The sequence below is a fragment of the Paraburkholderia sp. J41 genome (assembly GCF_905220235.1).
GTDB lineage: Bacteria > Pseudomonadota > Gammaproteobacteria > Burkholderiales > Burkholderiaceae > Paraburkholderia.
This window is the reverse complement of sequence record NZ_CAJMZE010000014.1, coordinates 74,064-91,186: the sequence shown is the minus strand read 5'-3', so window position 1 is coordinate 91,186 and position 17,123 is coordinate 74,064. Positions and strand designations below refer to the sequence as shown.

The window sequence follows — 17,123 nt, the reverse complement described above, 5'->3', positions numbered from 1 at the left end:
CCTTAGCCCAGACTCAGTTGCGTGCGCGTGAAGCGCCCATAAACGAAATACAGCACCGTGGTTGCCGCAAGCAGCAACGCGCCCAGCGAACACGCCATGCCCCAGTTGATCGACACGTTCGTGAAATACGCCACGTAATAGCTCACCATTTGATCGCCGGGACCGCCGAGCAGCGCGGGCGTTATGTAGTAGCCGATCGAGAGAATGAACACGAGCAGCACGCCCGCGCCCACGCCGGGATACGTTTGCGGCACGTACACGCGCCAGAACGCCGCGAACGGATGACTGCCGAGCGAAACGGCCGCGCGCTGATACGTGGGCGGGATCGACTTCATCACGCTGTAGAGCGGCAGCACCATGAACGGCAGCAGAATGTGCGTCATCGAAATATAGACGCCCACGCGGTTGAACAGCAGCGCGAGCGGATGCGAAACGAGCCCGCTGCCCATCAACGCCCTGTTGACGAGACCTTCGCCTTGCAGGATCACGATCCACGCGGCCACGCGCACGAGAATGGAGGTCCAGAACGGAATCAGCACGAGGATCATGACGAGATTCGCGCGGCGCTCGGAAAGCGTCGAAATCCAGTACGCGAGCGGATAGCCGAGCAGCAGCGCAAACAACGTCACGAACACGCTGATGACGAACGTACGCCCGAACACGTCCAGATAAATCTGCTGATCGGGGTCGGACTGCACGATATGCCCGAACGCATCCTGCCGATGATCGAGCGAAGCAAGCAAATAGAACGGCGAGTAGCGCGCGCTATTCTTCGCGATGGCTTGCCAGTACGTCACGTCGTCCCAGCGCGCATCGAGTTCCGCGAGCTTTGCGCGGGTTTGCGCGGGTGTGAGCGCGAGCGGCTTGCCGTCGTCGTCGGCGAGCGGCATCGCGCGCGCGGTCTTGGCCACCAGCGAGCGATAGCCGGCGATTTCCACGTTCAGGCGGCGCGCGAGCGCGCCCATGGCGTCGCCGTCCTGCACCGCCGCGAGGTCTTGCGCGAGCGCCGCATACGCAGCGTCGGGCGGCGCGCTCTTGCGGTCCCAGCCGCGCAACGCGGCGACGGTGTGCGGCAGCGCCGTCGCGACTTCGGGGTTCTGCACGGCGCGCGTGAGCAGCGCCGCGATCGGCACCACGAAAATCAGCAACAGAAAGATCGCAAGCGGCGCGATCAGCAGGAGCGCCATCGTGCGCTTTTTCGCCTGCGCCATGCGCAATTCGCGCTTGAGGCGTGCGGTTTCCTCGCGCGCAGTCGTGCTCGCCAGGTTGGTCGCGGTGGTCATCGTGGTCATGGTTGGCTACACCCTTCCGGTGTGAAACGGGAGCCGGCGCAAAAACGCCGGCTCCGCACGACACGCTGCGGACTTACTTCGCCGCCCACGAAGCGAACCGCTGCTCCAGTTCGTCGCCGTGATCGGTCCAGAACGTGAGGTTCTGCTGCACCGCGTTCTTGCCGTTGGCCGGCGAGTTGGGCAAATTCCCGAGCGTCTTCGCGTCGAGCGACTTGATCGCGTTCGCGTTAACCGGCCCGTAGGCGATGTGCTGCGCGTAGTCCTGCTGCGGCTTCTGCGAAAGCGTGTACGCGATGTACTGCTCCGCAAGCGCCTTGTTCGGCGCGCCCTTCGGAATCGCCCAGTAGTCGAGGTCGTAGATGCTGCCGTTCCACACCACCTTGAGGTTCTTGCCCTCGCGCTGCGCAGCGTCGATACGGCCGTTGAACGCCGTGGACATCACCACGTCGCCGGCCACGAGGAACTGCGGCGGCTGCGCGCCCGCTTCCCACCATTGGATGTTCGGCTTCAATTCGTCGAGCTTCTTGAACGCGCGATCCTGGCCGGCCTTCGTCGACAGCACCTTGTAGACGTCTTGCGGCGCCACGCCGTCGGCCATCAGCGCGAATTCGAGGTTGTATTGCGCGCCCTTGCGCATGCCGCGCTTGCCCGGGAATTTCTTCGTGTCCCAGAAGTCGGCCCAGCCCGTGGGCGCGCTCTTGAGCTTGTCGGCGTTATAGGCGAGCGCCGTGGACCACACGAAAAAGCCAGCGCCGCACGGCTGCTGCGCGGCCTTCATGAAGTCGCTCTTGTTGCCGAGTTTGGCCCAGTCGAGCTTCTCGTAGAGACCTTCGTCGCAGCCGCGCGCGATATCGCCGGTTTCGACTTCCACCACGTCCCAGTTCACGTGCTTCGCTTCGACCATGGCTTTCACCTTGGCCTGTTCGCCGTTGTATTCGACAGCGGTGATCTTGTTGCCCGTTTGCGACTGGAACGGCTCGTTGAACGCCGCCTTTTGCGCATTGCCGTTCGCGCCGCCGAAGTTCACGACGGTCAGCTCCGCGGCGTGCGCCACGCCGAACGAAAGTGCGAGCGCGGCCGCGACTGCTGCAACGCGCATGTTGCCGATCTGCTTCATGGTTGAGTCCCTTCTCCTTGGTGGCTTGTCATGCCGGGCCGCTGAATCGCCGGAACGCTTTAATGCGATCGCGGCCCGGTCGTCGAGGCGTCGTGCGAGGCGCATGGCGTGCGCCGCGCCCGCGCGCTTCACGCGAACACGCGCAGATGTTCCGGCGCGAACTCGAGCGCGACCGGCTGGCCGGGCGCGAACTGGTCGAGCGCCTGCGTGCCGAGCGGCACTTTCACGAAGCACTCGTCTTGCTGAGGCAAACCGCAGCGCATGCGCACGTGGTCGCCGAAATAGATCAGGCCGCGCGCCTCGCCCGCCAGCGCGTTGGCGGTTGCGCCGTTGCGCTGCGCGCCGTGCGCCGCGAGCTTCATGCGCTCGGGCCGGATGCACGCCACGGCGCTTGCTCCGGCCTGCGCGCCCGCGACGTTGCGGCCCTTGAGGCGCGTGCCGTCGGCAAGATGTATTTCGCAGAACTCACCGTCCACGGCGGCGATGGTGCCGCGCAGCCGGTTGCTGTCGCCGATGAAGTTGGCCACGAACTCGTTGCACGGCGACTCGTACAGCCGGTCCACGCTGTCGAGCTGCTGCACGATGCCCTTGTCGAACACGGCCACGCGGTCCGACATCGTGAGCGCCTCGCCCTGGTCGTGCGTCACGTACACGAACGTCACGCCCAGCTTTTCGTGCAGCGACTTCAGTTCGTACTGCATGTGCTCGCGAAGCTGCTTGTCGAGCGCGCCGAGCGGCTCGTCCATCAACACGAGCTTGGGCTCGAACACGAGCGCGCGCGCCAACGCAATGCGCTGCTGCTGGCCGCCCGAAAGCTGTGCCGGATAACGCTTCGCGAACCCTTCCATGCGCACCATCTTGAGCGCGTCGTTCACGCGTTGCGCGCGCTCCGCCGCGGGCACCTTGCGCACGCCGAGCGGATACGCCACGTTCTGCTCGACGGTGAGATGCGGAAACAGCGCGTAGTTCTGAAACACCATGCCGATGTCGCGCTTATGCGGCGGCACGTTGTTAAGCAGCTTGCCTTCGAGGCGAATCTCGCCTCCGGTAGGAAACTCGAAACCCGCGAGCATCATCAGACACGTGGTTTTCCCTGACCCGGACGGCCCGAGCAGCGTCAGAAACTCGCCCTGGTAAATATCGAGGTCGAGTTGCTTGACGACGAGCGTTTCGCCGTCGTACGTCTTGCGCACGCCGCGAAAGCTGACGATCACGTCCGAGGTTTTCATCGCCGGTCTCCTTCCTTATTCCTCAGATGTTTGCCTGCGGCAAACCGCGTTTTTTGGGTCCAGTTAAAAATGCCCGACAAAGGCATTAACCGGAGCTAACGTGCGAATTACTATAGATGGGTTAGGCTCTATTCCATGGAGCCATTTCATTATTCCCGATGGAACCACTTAGGCCATGGTGATCCTGTCCGACTGGCTCGCGGCGCAACTCGACAAACGCAGCGCCGAACCGGCTTACCGCCAGCTTCTGCAACTCATGCAGCAAGCCATCCTCACCGGCCGGCTCGCGCCCGGCACGAAACTGCCCAGCTCGCGCACGCTCGCGGGCGACCTGGGCGTGGCGCGCAACACGGTGCTGCACGTGTACGATCAACTGAGCGCCGAAGGCTACGTGATCTCGACCACGGGCAGCGGCACCTACGTGGCCGACACGCGCCCGGACAGCGCCGCCGTGAACCCGCCCGCGAACGCGGAAAGCGCGCCCGGCGCCGCGCCCGACGCCGAAGTGCGCGCGACCTGCCCGCGCGGCGACATGTCGAAGCGCGGCCAGCGCCTGATCGACGAAGCGGGCGTTTCCGCGAAACAGTGGGGCGCGTTCATGCCGGGCGTGCCCGACGTGGCCGAATTTCCGGCGCGCACCTGGAGCCGCCTGCAATCGCGTCTGTGGAAATCGGCGAATCACGGCCTGCTCACGTATGCGCCCGGCGGCGGCTACCGGCCGCTGCGGCGCGCGCTTTCGGACTATTTGCGCGTGGCGCGCTCGGTGCGTTGCACGCCGGATCAGATCATCATCACGACCGGCATTCACCAGTCGATCGACCTGGCCGTGCGCCTGCTCGCCGATGTGGGCGACCGCGCGTGGGTCGAGGAGCCGTGCTATTGGGGCGCGCGCAGCGTATTGCAGTCGTCGGGGTTGACGCTCGCGCCCATTCCCGTCGACGAGGAAGGGCTGAATCCGCGCGAAGCCGATTTGCGCGAGCCGCCGCGCATGGCGCTCGTCACGCCGTCGCATCAATATCCGCTCGGCATGGTGATGAGTCTCGCGCGCCGCCGCACGCTGCTCGAATTCGCGCGCCAGCACAAGGTGTGGATCATCGAGGACGACTACGACAGCGAGTTCCGCTACGGCAGCCGGCCGCTCGCCTCGCTGCAAGGGCTCGACGACTCGGGCCGCGTGATTTACGTGGGCAGTCTCGGCAAGCTGCTGTTTCCGGGCTTGCGCATCGGCTACATGGTCGTGCCCGAGCGGCTCGCGGCCACCTTCCGCACCGGCGTGGCGGAGTTGTATCGCGAGGGCCAGTTGATGCAGCAAGCCGTGCTCGCCGAATTCATCATGGACGGCTATCTCACCTCGCACGTGCGCCGCATGCGCACGCTTTACGGCGAGCGCCGCCAGCTATTGATCGACGCGGTGACGCAGCATTTCGGCGACGCGCTGCCCGTCATGGGCGACGAAGCGGGCCTGCATTTCGTGCTCGGTTTGCCCGCCGACGCCGACGACCGCGCCATTACCGCCGCGGCTTTCGAAGCGGGCGTGATCGTGCGCCCGCTCACGGCCTACTACAGCACGCGGCAGCCGCCGCAGGGACTGCTGACGGGTTATGCGTGCGTGCCGCACGAGCAGATCGCGCCCGCGTTCGCGACGCTTGCCCGGGTAATCGAAACGCAGGCGTTCGCGAAGCCGCAGAAGCGGCGTCGCGCGGGCTAAAGAGGCGCTATTTCAGGCCGAAATCGACGCGCGTGGTCGCGCCTTTGTCGTCGATACCCTTGGCGTCGAGCTTCGGCGCAACGATGAACACGCGGCTCGAATCCACCTTGCCGTCGAAATACTGCTGCACGGCTTGCGCGCGCCGCTGCGCGAGATCGCGCAACGCGGCTTCGTCCACGGCGGCGTGTTCGGCGAGCGCCTGCTTCATGTCGTTCTCGGGCAGCGTTTTGGTCATGCCGATCAGGTTGCGCGGCTTTTTGAAGTCGGCGTCCTTATACGCTTTCGTCAGATACTTTGGGTATTCCTTGGCGTCGACCTTCACTTGCGACGTATCGACGCTTTCGCCGTTGCCCACCGTGTCCTTCACCTTTTCCTGGCGCACGAGATCGTCCACGTATTGCTCGCGCAGCGCGGACGTATCCACGGCGGGATCGGCGCGGCCGATCAGGTCGATCTTGACCGACGGCTTGTCGTCGAGCGCCTTCGCGATCTTGTCGAGCTTGCCGTTGTCGGCATCGGTGAGCGTGGCCGTGCCCGGCGCGAACTCCACGTAGCCGAGTTCTTCCCCGCCGCCGCCGAACGCGTTCGCGAGCAGCGAGAACGGCGCCGTCACGGCCTTCGCGATCAGGTTGAGCACGGCCTTCCAGATCAGGCCGCCCAGACTGAATTCGGGATTCGAGAGCGAGCCTGACACCGGCACGTTCACGTCGATCTCGCCGCGCCGGTTCTTCAGCAGCGAAATCGCGAGACGCACAGGCAGCTTGGTGGCCGTGTCGTTGTCGACATGATCGCCGAATGTGAGCTGGTCGATGAAGATGTGATTGTTCGCGGTGAGCTGCTCGTTGGCGAGCTGATAATGCAGGTCGACGTTGAGCTTGCCCTTCGTGATCGGATAACCCGCGTACTTGGTCGAATACGGCGTGAGATTCGTGAGTTCGATGTCGTGCGCCGTGGCCGTCAGGTCGAGCGACGGCTTGTCGATCAGCGGATTCACGCTGCCCTTGATGGTGATCGGCCCGTTCGCGGCGAGTTTCGCGGAAACGTCCACGGGCGCGGGCGCCGTCGATTCGGTGCCGAACGCGCCCACGGTGCCCTGGATCTGCACGAGATCGGCGTTGTAATTGGGCTTGATGAAGTTGTCGGTGTAATTGACGCGGCCGTTTTGCAGCACGAGCTGGCCGAAGTGCAGACGCACCGGATGCTTCGGCGCTTGCGCGGCCTGCACGATGGGCGCGGAAGCCGCGACCGCGGCCGAAGCGGCGGCGGCAGGCGCGTTCGCTTGCGGCGAAAGCGGCACCGGCTCGCGGCCGCCGCGTTTGGCGTCGGAAGCGATCGCGCCCTGGGTGAGGGACTGCGCCTCGCCGGTTTCGTGCGCCACCACGTTCTTGAGGTTGAGCTTGCCTTGCGCGTCGAGCACCACGCGGCCATAGAAACCCGCGAAGGTCACGCGGCTCGCATCCACGTCGGTGCCGCGCGCGTCGTCGTAATTCGCCTTGAGGTTCGAGAGCGCGAGCGAGCGCCAGCCCGCGAACGGGCCGGAGGTCGCCTTGTCGAGCATGCGCACGTCCACGAGCGCCGCGTCGCCGCGATAGTTCGCCTTGAGCGACTTGTCCTGCTCCACCGCGAGTTGCCCGTTCAGGTCGAGCAGCGCGCTCGCGATCACGGCATTGAGCTGATTGCCGAAATACGGCTCGAACGCGGCGGCGTCCAGCCGGTTCGCGTCGATCTTCAATTGCGCCTTGAGCGGCGTCGGGTTCACGCTGCCGCCGAGCGCGAGCGTGCCTTTGCGATTGACGGTGGCCTTGAGGTCGATGGGCAGCGCGCGACGCATGTCGTCGCTGATCTGCCGGACCTTGAGATCGAGCGGCGCGATGGCGAGCTTGACCGGGCGCGGCGCGGCTTTGTCGGTGAAATTGACGGCGCCGTTGCTCACGTTGAGCGTGTCGATCGCGTAATGCCAGGCCGGGCCTTCCCGCACCGACTTCTGCGCCTTGCGAATGGCCGTGCGCTCGGGCGCGGCTTCGTGCGGCGCGGCCAGCCGCAGCAGGTCGATCTTGCCGTCTTTCTGGCGCGCCACGTTGACGCCCAGGCCGCTCGCATCGACGGAAGCAATCTGCACCTTGCGCGCCGCGAGGTCGATGCTGTCCAGTTTCACCGTGCCCTGCGCGAGCGAGATGGCCGGCGTTTTCTCGCCGCGCGCCGCGACCTTGAGCGAGGCAAGGCCGAGCGTGCTCTGGCCGATCTGCACGGCAACCGGCTGCGCGCCCCAATTCGCCTTGAGCGTGGCATTCAGATCGAGTTTGCCGTCGACGATTTGCGCGGCCGTGGCGTTGTCGATGTACGGCTGCGCGGGCGGCAGATTCACGCCTTGCAGCGCGATGTTCGCGTCGGCGGTTTTGGCGGCGAGACTCAGCGCGCCCGAGACCTTCGCCGCGCCGCCGTCGCGAATAGCGAGCGCGAGCGTATAAGGCGCGGGCGCTTTCGCCGTCGTCGAAAAATTCGCGAGCGTGGCGGCCAGTTGCGTGAGATCGACGTCGACCGGCCGCGAAGGCGCTTCGTCGTGAATGTGCAGTGTGCCGTCGTCGAGCGCGAAATGGCGGATCGAAAGATCGAGCGGCGCGGGTTTCGCTTCGGCGTTTTGCGCGCTCGAAGCGGGAGCCGAAGCCGCCGAGGCGGAAGCGGAAGCGGAAGCGGAAACAGGAGCGGAAGCGGAACCGGAAGCAGCCGCCGCCGAAGCGCCCGGCGCAGGCGCGGCAGCAACGCCCTGCGCGGCCGTTCGCTCCGTCCTCGCGGCGGGCGCGCCCACGAGCTTTTCGACGCTCAGCACGCCTTGCCTGTCGCGCGCGAGCCAGACCGTGGGCGCGTCGAGCCGGATCTCGTCGAAACGATAAATGTTGCTGAACGGTTCCAGCGAAGCCGCCGCCAGATGCAAGGCGCGCGCGTTGACGAGCGGCGCGTGCGCGGCGTCGGTGGCCCGCAGGTCGGCGAGATCGGTCGTGCCGGAGACGCGCAGCGTCGGCTTCTCGCCCGTCATCACGAAAGCGAGCTTGAGGTCGGTCGTGAGCCGCCCGCTCGTCACGCTGACGGGCAGCTTCGCGGGCGCATAGCTCAGCAGCTTCGGCACGTCGAGACCGGTCATGCGCAGTTCCACTTCCGACTCGCGCGACGCGGCGAACGGCTTGGTCTTGCCGTCGATGGCGAGCGTGCTCGCGCCGTCGATGCGCGCGCGCAGCAGCGGCTCCACGAAGATGTCGGTTTTCGACGGCAAGGTGGCAATGAACGGAATGCCGAGCGACCAGCGATCGACCACGTGCTTCTCGTTGAGCAGACGGTCGTCGAACGTGATCTGCCCGTTTTCCACGCGAATGTTCGACACCGAAAACAGCGTCGGCTTGCTCGACGGCTGCGAAGGCTTCGAGAATTTTTCGATCAGATCGGTGAAATTGAAGCGCTGCGCATCGAGCCGCACGATGTTCACGCGCGGCGAGTCGATCTGCACTTCGTCGACGATAGGCGCGGCGCGAAACACCGACGACCACGAAGCCCGCACGACGGCGCGCGAGACGTCGAAGAAACTGCCGTTGCCGCCGCGTTCGCCGACATGCACGTTATCGGCTTCGAGGCGAAGCGTGTACGGATTCAGGCCAATGCGGCCGATCGTGACGGGCCGGTCGAGCTGCTTGCTCAACTGCTGTTCGGCGACATGGCGAATGAGCGGCGGCGCGGCGAAAAACCCGAGCAGCCCGAACACGACGAGAAAGACGAGCACGCCCGCGAAAACGCGGCGGGTGCGCGGCGCACGCGCGACGGCGCGCACCGATTGCAGGGAAGAGTTGAGCGACGCTTTGTTCAGGCTTGCCATGCTTGCTTGCGGATGACGCGGCAACTGGCCCGCCGCGCGACGTGGGACGGTGACGGACGGCGCGCGACGCGGCGTCCACGACACGCGAAAGTATAGGCCCGATGGCAAGCGCGACGACGGTAAAACGCCCGCGCGCATCGCCCATCGCGAACGCAGGTCAAACCGGCATCAGGAAGTCAGGAAACGTTGCGCGAGCGCGGCGCCGGTGACAGGCGCCGCGTGCGGGAAGATGCGCGAACGATGCGCGAACGGATGGCGATCGAGAACACGACGCGATGCGCGAGCGGCAGCGACGGTGAGCGCCCGTGAGCGCCCACAAGCCGCCGTCAGCACTCACAAGCACTCACAAGCGCCCGTAAGCACTCGCAAGCGCCCAAAAATCAGCGGCGCTCGACCGCCGGCGGCTGCCACGAGCCGTCGGTGGCTTGCGGCTTCGGCGCGTACAGGCGCAGCACGAGGCGGAAGTCGCCGTGCGGCACCGGCACCCAGTTCGACGCGCCGCGCGGGCGCTCGGCGCTCACCTGCACGTCGAGCGAGCCGTCGCGGTTGCGGCGCGCGCCCGCGCGGTCGCCGAACGCCACGCGCACCGGCGAGTCCGCGTCGAGCGCGCCGTCGGTCGTGTAGGCCGTGATCGACCAGAACGCGCGCGCGGGCGGCAACTGCTTCGCGGCAAAGTGGATCGTGTAGCGGTTCGCGCCGTTGAGCGCGTGACCGTCGCTGTCCTGGCTCACGCGCGCGCGCACTTCGTCGCGGCTCGTGGGCAGGCCCGGCGAAGCGTACGCCGCGTAGGCGCGCAACGCATAGTCGGCGCCGTAGTTGCCCGCGTCGTCGCCGATCCAGAGCCAGCCGTTGCCCGCCAGCAGATTCGAAGGCGGCGTGGCGACGCGCGCGCGGCCGTCGGCGAAACCCGCATCGACGATCGGCTTGACTTTCGCGCCCGAGGGCAACTGCGCGGGATCGCCGGGCTGCACGCCGATATCGCCGAGAATCTTGATCGCATGCGCGTCGTCGGACGTGCCCGGATTGTCCTCGAGCGCGGTCGCGAGGCGCGTGAAGAAACCGTTGGCGTCGAGCGCCGCGACTTGCGCCGCGGGCGTGCCGGACGCGACGGGATCGCCGCTCTGCGTCGCGCCGCCAGGCTCGTTGCCGCGTGCCGAGCGCGCGCCGCGATCGTCCCACGCCGAAAGCGGCTCCACCCGAATGCCGCGCTGCAAGCGCCGCACGGCCGCGAGGTCGGCGCCGCCCCGCGTCTGCACGCGCGCGAGGAACCACACGTAGCGCGTGCTCACGTCCACACGCTTCGCGCGCGCGGGCAGCGTGCCTTTCCAGCCGGCGGGCACGAATGCAATCGTTTGCGCCTTCTGGCCGGCAACGTGCTCGCCGCCCTGTGCGGCGGCCGTCGACCAGACCACGTTGGTCCACATGTCGAGCGCGCGCGCGTCGAGATAGCGGCCATGCGAATCGGGTAGCGCGACGATCACGGGTTCGCTCGAAACGTCGAGCCAGCCGCTGGACGCGAGCGTGTCGAGGTTCGGCTCCGGCGGGCTGGACGCGCCCACGGGCGGCAACGACTGCGCGTGACGCAGCGTGTTCGGCGCGGCCTGGCCGGGCGCGTTGCCGGTGGCGGCCTCGCGCGTGACGTCCATCAGCACGAGCGGATAGCCGAACACGTAGGAATCGGATACTTCGTCTTTCACCCAGCCGTTGCTGGCCTTCGGCGCGGCGGTGTCGGGCGCGGACGCGCAACCCGCCATCAACGCGAAACCCGTTAGCGCAAGACAAGTGCGCAACAGGGAAAACTCTCGACGTATTGTTGTCATTGGTAATTGATGTGCGAAGCAGGCGGTCCAGGAAAAGACGTCGGCCGGCATGCGTCGCGCGCGGGTCCCCCCAAGGACCGTCGTCGATGCGCGCGACAAAGTGCCATTGCCGGCGGATGCTATCGTATCGCCCGCGCTGGCGTGTGAAAAGTCTGTCAGAAGTAATTCTGCCTCACAGATAGAGCGGAGATTTCGCACGCAACGATTCGTCCGAAACGGCAATGCAAAAGAAAGCAAACGGCCTCTTGACCTTCCCATGATGGGAACGTAGATACTGCCTGACAACGATATCTCCCGCGTTCACTTCCATCATGAACGAACCCTTAATTGCCGATCCGGCCGCGCGAAGCGCCAGCGCCGCCACGAACACCGCCGTCGCCGAATTCGAAATCCGCGGCATGACCTGCGCCGCGTGCGCGACGCGCGTGGAAAAGGCGCTTGCCAGGGTGCCGGGCGTGACGCGCGCCTCCGTCAATCTCGCCACCGAAAAAGCCACCGTCGAGTCCGTCGAAGGCGTGGCGCCCGCCGCGCTCGCCGCCGCCGTCGGCAAGGCGGGCTACGAGGCCGTGCCCGTGGCGACCGAGAGCACGGCCTTCGCCATTGGCGGGATGACCTGCGCCGCCTGCGCGATGCGCGTGGAAAAGGCGCTCGCGCGCGTGCCCGGCGTGGCCGGCGCGAGCGTGAACCTCGCGACCGAGCAGGCCACCGTCAACCTGCGCGCGCCGCTGACCGGCGATTTGCAGGACCGGATCGTGGCCGCCGTGAAGAAAGCCGGTTACGAAGCCACGCCGCTCGCCGCCGACGCAGACGAGGCCGCCGCGCAAACGTCCGCGCAAACGCTGTCGAAAGCCGACGAAGCGCGCCGCGAATGGCGCGCCGTGCTGATTTCGGCCGCGCTCACCGCACCGCTGCTCGTGCCGATGATCGGCGCGTGGTTCGGCGCGCACGCCATGCTGCCCGCGCTCGTGCAACTCGCGCTCGCGAGCGTCGTGCAGTTCGGCTTCGGCGCGCGCTTTTACCGAGCCGCGTGGAAAGCCGTGCGCGCGGGCGCGGGCAACATGGACCTGCTCGTCGCGCTCGGCACCTCGGCGGCGTGGGGCGTGAGCGTCTACGAGATGACCGCGCATCCCGGCGACATGGCGCACCTGTACTTCGAGGCGTCGGCGGTCGTCATCACGCTCGTGCGCTTCGGCAAGTGGCTCGAAGCGCGCGCGAAGCGCCAGACGACCGACGCCATTCGCGCGCTCAACGCGCTGCGCCCGGAACGCGCGCGCATTCGCGACGAGGCAACCGGCGCCGAACGCGACGCGCCGCTCGCGCAAGTGCGCGTGGGCACGCTCGTGGCGGTGCGTCCGGGCGAGCGCTTGCCGGTGGACGGCGTGGTGATCGACGGCCGCAGCCATATCGACGAATCGCTGATTACGGGCGAGAGCCTGCCCGTGCCGAAGTCGCCCGGCGACGCCGTGACGGCCGGTTCGATCAACGGCGAAGGCGCGCTCGCCGTGCGCACCACGGCCATCGGCGCGGAAACCACGCTCGCGCGCATCATCCGTCTGGTCGAGAGCGCGCAGGCGGAAAAGGCGCCCATTCAGCGTCTCGTCGATCGCGTGAGCGCCGTGTTCGTGCCCGCGATCCTGGCAATTGCCGTCGTCACGCTCGGCGGCTGGCTGCTGGCGGGCGCGAACGCCGAAACCGCCATTCTCGACGCCGTGGCCGTGCTCGTGATCGCGTGCCCATGCGCGCTCGGTCTCGCCACGCCCGCCGCCATCATGGCGGGCACCGGCGTGGCCGCGCGTCACGGCGTGCTCATCAAGGACGCCGAAGCGTTGGAAACGGCGCACGACGTGGGCGTGGTCGCTTTCGACAAAACCGGCACGCTCACGCTCGGCCAGCCCGCGCTCACGGCGCTCGACACCGCCGACGGCATCACGCGCGCGGACGCGCTCGCGCTCGCCGCCGCCGTGCAGCGCCAGAGCGATCATCCGCTCGCCAAGGCCGTCGTGCGGGCCTACGAAAGCGAAGCCCATCGCGCGGCGCCGCTGGAGACCCGGCACGCCCGCGCGGTGCCCGGACGCGGCGTGGAAGCCGAAGTGAACGGCCGCCGGCTCGCCATCGGCAGCGCCCGCTGGATCGACGAACTCGCGCTCGCCGTGCCGCCCGCGCTCGCCGCGCGCGCGCAAACGCTGGAGAACGGAGGCAACACGGTTTCGTGGCTGATCGCGCCGCACGACGACGCCCGCGACCGGGCCGTGCTCGCGCTGCTGGCGTTCGGCGACACGCTAAAGCCCACGGCGCGCGAAGCCGTCGCGACCCTCAAGGCAATGGGCGTGCGCAGCGTGCTCGTGACCGGCGACAACGCGGGCAGCGCGGCGGCCGTGGCGGCGCAACTCGGCATTGACGAAGTGCATGCGCAAGTGCTGCCCGACGACAAGGCGCGCACGATCCGCGACCTCAAGATCCGCACGGGCGGCATCGTGGCGATGGCCGGCGACGGCATCAACGACGCGCCCGCGCTGGCCGCCGCCGATATCGGCATCGCCATGGCAACCGGCACCGACGTGGCCATGCACGCCGCCGGCATCACGCTGATGCGCGGCGACCCGGCGCTCGTCGCGGCCGCCATCGACATCTCGCGGCGCACCTGGCGCAAGATCCAGCAGAACCTGTTCTGGGCGTTCGTCTACAACCTGATCGGCATACCGCTCGCGGCGTTCGGGCTGCTCAATCCGATGATCGCGGGCGCGGCAATGGCGTTTTCGAGCGTCAGCGTCGTGACGAACGCGCTGCTGCTGCGCCGCTGGCGCGCGCGGCGCTAGCGGCGCGGCGCGCCAGCGCGATCCGCAAACGGCGCTTCGATGCGCCGTTTTTGCTTTCGGCGACGAAAAACCGCTCGGCATATCTCGAACGAAATATCCCAGTTGATACAACGCCGTGGCGCGGAGATGGCCCAGGAGCGGTCAACCCTAAAGGTTGGCCGCAAGTGCGCCGTAATGTGTCATGCGAACGCCGCTTTTTGGTGCGCGCTCATCCCGCCGTTATCTGGAAACGATTTCATGCTTTCACGTTTTTCGCGCCGCACGAGTGTCGGCGTGCGCCTCGCCTTGCTGTCCTGCGTCATCGTCGCGTTGATTTTCGCGGCGTTCACCTGGACGCTCACGCGCGCGGCCGCCACGCAGATCGGCGACCAGGTGCGCGCGCGCATCGCCGAGAAAGACCGTTCGGTTGCCTCGTCGATCTCGCTCATCGACGGCGCGCTCGCCGCCGAAGTCGACCGCTCGATGACGTTGTTCGCGAGCTTCCTGCCCGGCGAGTTCGCGCTCGACCCGGCGCAGACCGTCGATATCGCGGGCCAGCCCACGCCCACGTTCAAGTCCGGCGACCGCGTGCTGAATCTCGATTTCACGATTCCCGACCAGTTTCTCGCGCGCAGCGGCGCGATCGCCACGGTGTTCGCGCGCAGCGGCGACGACTTCGTGCGCGTGACCACTTCGCTCAAGAAGCAAGACGGCACGCGCGCGATCGGCACGCTGCTCGACCGCAAGGGCCCGGCCTACGCGCCGATCCTCGCGAACCGCAGCTATACGGGCCTCGCGCAACTGTTCGGCAAGCAGTACATCACGCAATACCGGCCGATTCGCGACGCTGGCGGCCGCGTGATCGGCGCGCTGTTCGTGGGCGTGGACGTGGGCGCGCAGATCGACGCGCTCAAGAGCGAGATCGCCAAGCTGAAGATTGGCGCGACGGGTTATTACTTCGTGATCGACGCGTCGGACGGTCCGGCGCGCGGCACGTTCCTCGTGCATCCCTCGGCCGTGGGCCGTCATTACGACGACAGCGACGCGCCGTGGTCGAAGATGCTGGCCGCGCGCGAAGGCACGCTCGACTACACCGCCGCCGACGCGACGCTCGGCGAGCACGGCGCGCGCGCGAAATTCGCCTCGTTCGTGACCGTGCCGCAATGGCAATGGCTCGTGGGCGGCGTGGCGGCGGACGACGAAATCATGGCCGACGTGACCGCCACGCGCGACCGCTTCGCGGCCATCGGCCTCGTGCTGGTGGCGGCGTTCGCGGCGCTTTCGATCTCTGCGGCGCGCCGTCTCGTGAGCCGTCCGCTCGACGCCGCGGCGCGCGCGGCGGGCCAGCTCGCGGCGGGCGACCTCACGGTGCGCATCGCGGCAAAAGCCGCCGATCCCGCGCTGCCGGACGCCGGCGCGCCCACGGGCGCCGACGAGATCGGCCGCCTCACGCGCGCCATCGACGGCATCGGCGAAGGACTCGCGCAAATCGTCGCGCAAGTGCGCGGCGCGACCGCGCAGATGAGCGAGGACACGTCGCGCATCGCTTCGGGCAGCGGCGAGATCGCGGCGCGCATCGCGAGCCAGGCGAGCAGCCTGGAGGAAACCGCCGCGAGCATGGAGGAACTGACTTCGACGGTGCAGCAAAACGCCGATCACGCCGCGCGCGCCAACACGGTGGTGAGCAGCGCGGCCGACGCGGCGCTGGGCGGCGGCCACGCGGTGGGACGCGTGGTGGAAACGATGAACGACATCAGCCGCGCCTCGCAGAAGATCGCCGACATCACGGGCGTGATCGACGGCATCGCGTTCCAGACCAACATTCTCGCGTTGAACGCCGCCGTGGAAGCCGCGCGCGCGGGCGAGCACGGCAAGGGCTTCGCCGTGGTCGCGAGCGAAGTGCGCGCGCTCGCGCAGCGCAGCGCGGCGGCGGCGAAGGAAATCGCGGAATTGATCGCGGAGTCGTCGGCGACGGTGCAAACCGGCTACCGCCTCGCGGGCGAAGCAAGCACGACCATGCGCGATATCGTGGCGCGCGTGGAGGAAGTGCGCGGCATCATCGGCGAGATCAGCGTGGCGTCGCGCGAGCAGTCGGGCGGCATCGAGCAGGTCAACATCGCCGTCTCGCAGATCGGCGCGGCCACGCAGCAGAACGCGGTGCTGGTGGGCGATGCGGAACGCGCGGCGGCCGCGCTCCACGAACATGCGGCCACGCTGGCGGAACTCGTTTCCGTGTTCAAGGTGCGCGATTGAGCGCCGCGAAGCGGCGGGTTTCGGCGCGAAGCCGGTAAGCGGCGCTCGCGTGAGCAAACGCGCGGTGTAAATGGCCGTGCCAAAGAAAATGCGGCGCATCGAGCGCCGCATTTTTTTGCTTCGAGAGCGGCAATGCCGCGCTTATTCGACGATCGTCGCTTCCTGCGCGAGCTGCGACACGCGCTGCGCGACCGCGCGGTCCATTGCCTCGGCTTGCAGCGTGCCGCGAATCTCGTCCTTCGACGCGTCGAACTTCGGCATCGCCATCGGGCGCTTCGCTTCGAGACGCACGACCAGCCAGCCGTCGCCGGCCTTGAGCGGCTGCGCCAGCGTTTCACCCGGCTTGAGGCTCGTGATGGCCTGCGCGAGCGGCATCGGCACGCCATGCGTGTTGCCTTCGGCAAGCGGCAGCCTGAAGCTGATCCACGGCATCGCGCCCGCGTTCGCCTTGGTGGCGCCAATGCCGTTTTCGCGCGCGAGATCGGCAAACGGCTTGCCCGACTTCGAAGCCGCGATCACCGTGTTGGCGGTCGCCTCGTCGGCCACGGCGATCACCTGCGGCTTGTACTCGTCCTTGCCGAGCGTCTTGATGACGGCGTCGTAGCGCGCCTTGACGTCGCCGTCGGTCACGGGCGCGCCGTGGACGTTGTCCATGACCCACGCACGGATCGCGGCGTCGGTTTTCTGCTCGGCGGGCGCCTGCGCGACTTCGGGGCGCTGGTCGTAGTGCGCGCGCAGCGCCTGCTGGCGCAGCAGTTCACGCGCGATCAGATCCTGCTTGAGCGCCGCGCGCAGTTGCGGCGTGTCGGGCGCGCCGACGTTGCTCGTCACCTTGCGCACGGCTTCGTCGAGCGTCGCTTGCGGAATGGTCTGGCCATTCACGAGCGCCATGGCGCCGGCGGGCAGCGTGGCGGTCGGGGCAGCATGAGAGAGCGCGGGCAGCATGGCGCCGGCCGTGACGGACACGAACGCGACCCTGCACAGCGTGCGAATCCAGCGGGACATATAGGACATTGCGATTGACTCCAACTCGATAGATAGGCGCGG

At 67.5% G+C, this 17,123-nt stretch carries 9 protein-coding genes; 3 read left to right on the top strand and 6 right to left on the bottom strand.

All coding sequences use genetic code 11. From position 1 onward, the window contains the following. Positions 1 to 2: 2 nt before the first annotated feature. The 3 genes from U5805_RS16625 to U5805_RS16615 all read right to left on the bottom strand — a co-directional run bounded on the left by U5805_RS16625 (position 3) and on the right by U5805_RS16615 (position 3,638). The gene (locus tag U5805_RS16625) at positions 3 to 1,292 is read right to left on the bottom strand and encodes an ABC transporter permease (RefSeq protein WP_322104581.1); all 1,290 of its coding nucleotides are present in this window, start codon (positions 1,290 to 1,292) and stop codon (positions 3 to 5) included. 73 nt (positions 1,293 to 1,365) lie between these two features. Continuing rightward, positions 1,366 to 2,409 carry an ABC transporter substrate-binding protein gene (locus U5805_RS16620; protein WP_415914618.1) on the bottom strand — a complete coding sequence of 348 codons (1,044 nt, stop codon included), beginning with the start codon at positions 2,407 to 2,409 and terminating at the stop codon, positions 1,366 to 1,368. Positions 2,410 to 2,537: 128 nt separating this feature from the next. Next, positions 2,538 to 3,638, bottom strand: a complete 1,101-nt coding sequence (locus tag U5805_RS16615; RefSeq protein WP_322104580.1) for an ABC transporter ATP-binding protein — start codon at positions 3,636 to 3,638, stop codon at positions 2,538 to 2,540. 175 nt (positions 3,639 to 3,813) lie between these two features. Here U5805_RS16615 and U5805_RS16610 point away from each other — a divergent pair, with 175 nt between their 5' ends. Further along, positions 3,814 to 5,346, top strand: coding sequence for a PLP-dependent aminotransferase family protein (locus tag U5805_RS16610; RefSeq protein WP_322104579.1), 1,533 nt, complete (start codon positions 3,814 to 3,816; stop codon positions 5,344 to 5,346). 7 nt (positions 5,347 to 5,353) lie between these two features. On the opposite strand, the gene U5805_RS16605 is transcribed toward U5805_RS16610, so the two are convergent. Both U5805_RS16605 and U5805_RS16600 read right to left on the bottom strand, forming a co-directional pair. Further along, positions 5,354 to 9,208: a DUF748 domain-containing protein gene (locus U5805_RS16605; protein WP_322104578.1), complete on the bottom strand. Its 3,855-nt coding sequence runs from the start codon at positions 9,206 to 9,208 to the stop codon at positions 5,354 to 5,356. A gap of 380 nt (positions 9,209 to 9,588) precedes the next feature. Further along, positions 9,589 to 11,028, bottom strand: a complete 1,440-nt coding sequence (locus U5805_RS16600) for a DUF1254 domain-containing protein (protein ID WP_322104577.1) — start codon at positions 11,026 to 11,028, stop codon at positions 9,589 to 9,591. A 311-nt stretch (positions 11,029 to 11,339) separates the two neighbouring features. Here U5805_RS16600 and U5805_RS16595 point away from each other — a divergent pair, with 311 nt between their 5' ends. Next, a complete protein-coding gene (locus U5805_RS16595) occupies positions 11,340 to 13,844 on the top strand; it encodes a heavy metal translocating P-type ATPase (protein WP_322104576.1) in 2,505 nt (834 codons plus the stop codon). Positions 13,845 to 14,081: 237 nt separating this feature from the next. Continuing rightward, complete coding sequence (locus U5805_RS16590) at positions 14,082 to 16,076, top strand: Cache 3/Cache 2 fusion domain-containing protein (protein ID WP_322104575.1); 1,995 nt, start codon at positions 14,082 to 14,084, stop codon at positions 16,074 to 16,076. 141 nt (positions 16,077 to 16,217) lie between these two features. On the opposite strand, the gene U5805_RS16585 is transcribed toward U5805_RS16590, so the two are convergent. Further along, on the bottom strand, positions 16,218 to 17,090 hold the full coding sequence (locus U5805_RS16585; protein WP_322104574.1) for a peptidyl-prolyl cis-trans isomerase: 873 nt from the start codon (positions 17,088 to 17,090) through the stop codon (positions 16,218 to 16,220). Between the last annotated feature and the right edge of the window lie 33 nt (positions 17,091 to 17,123).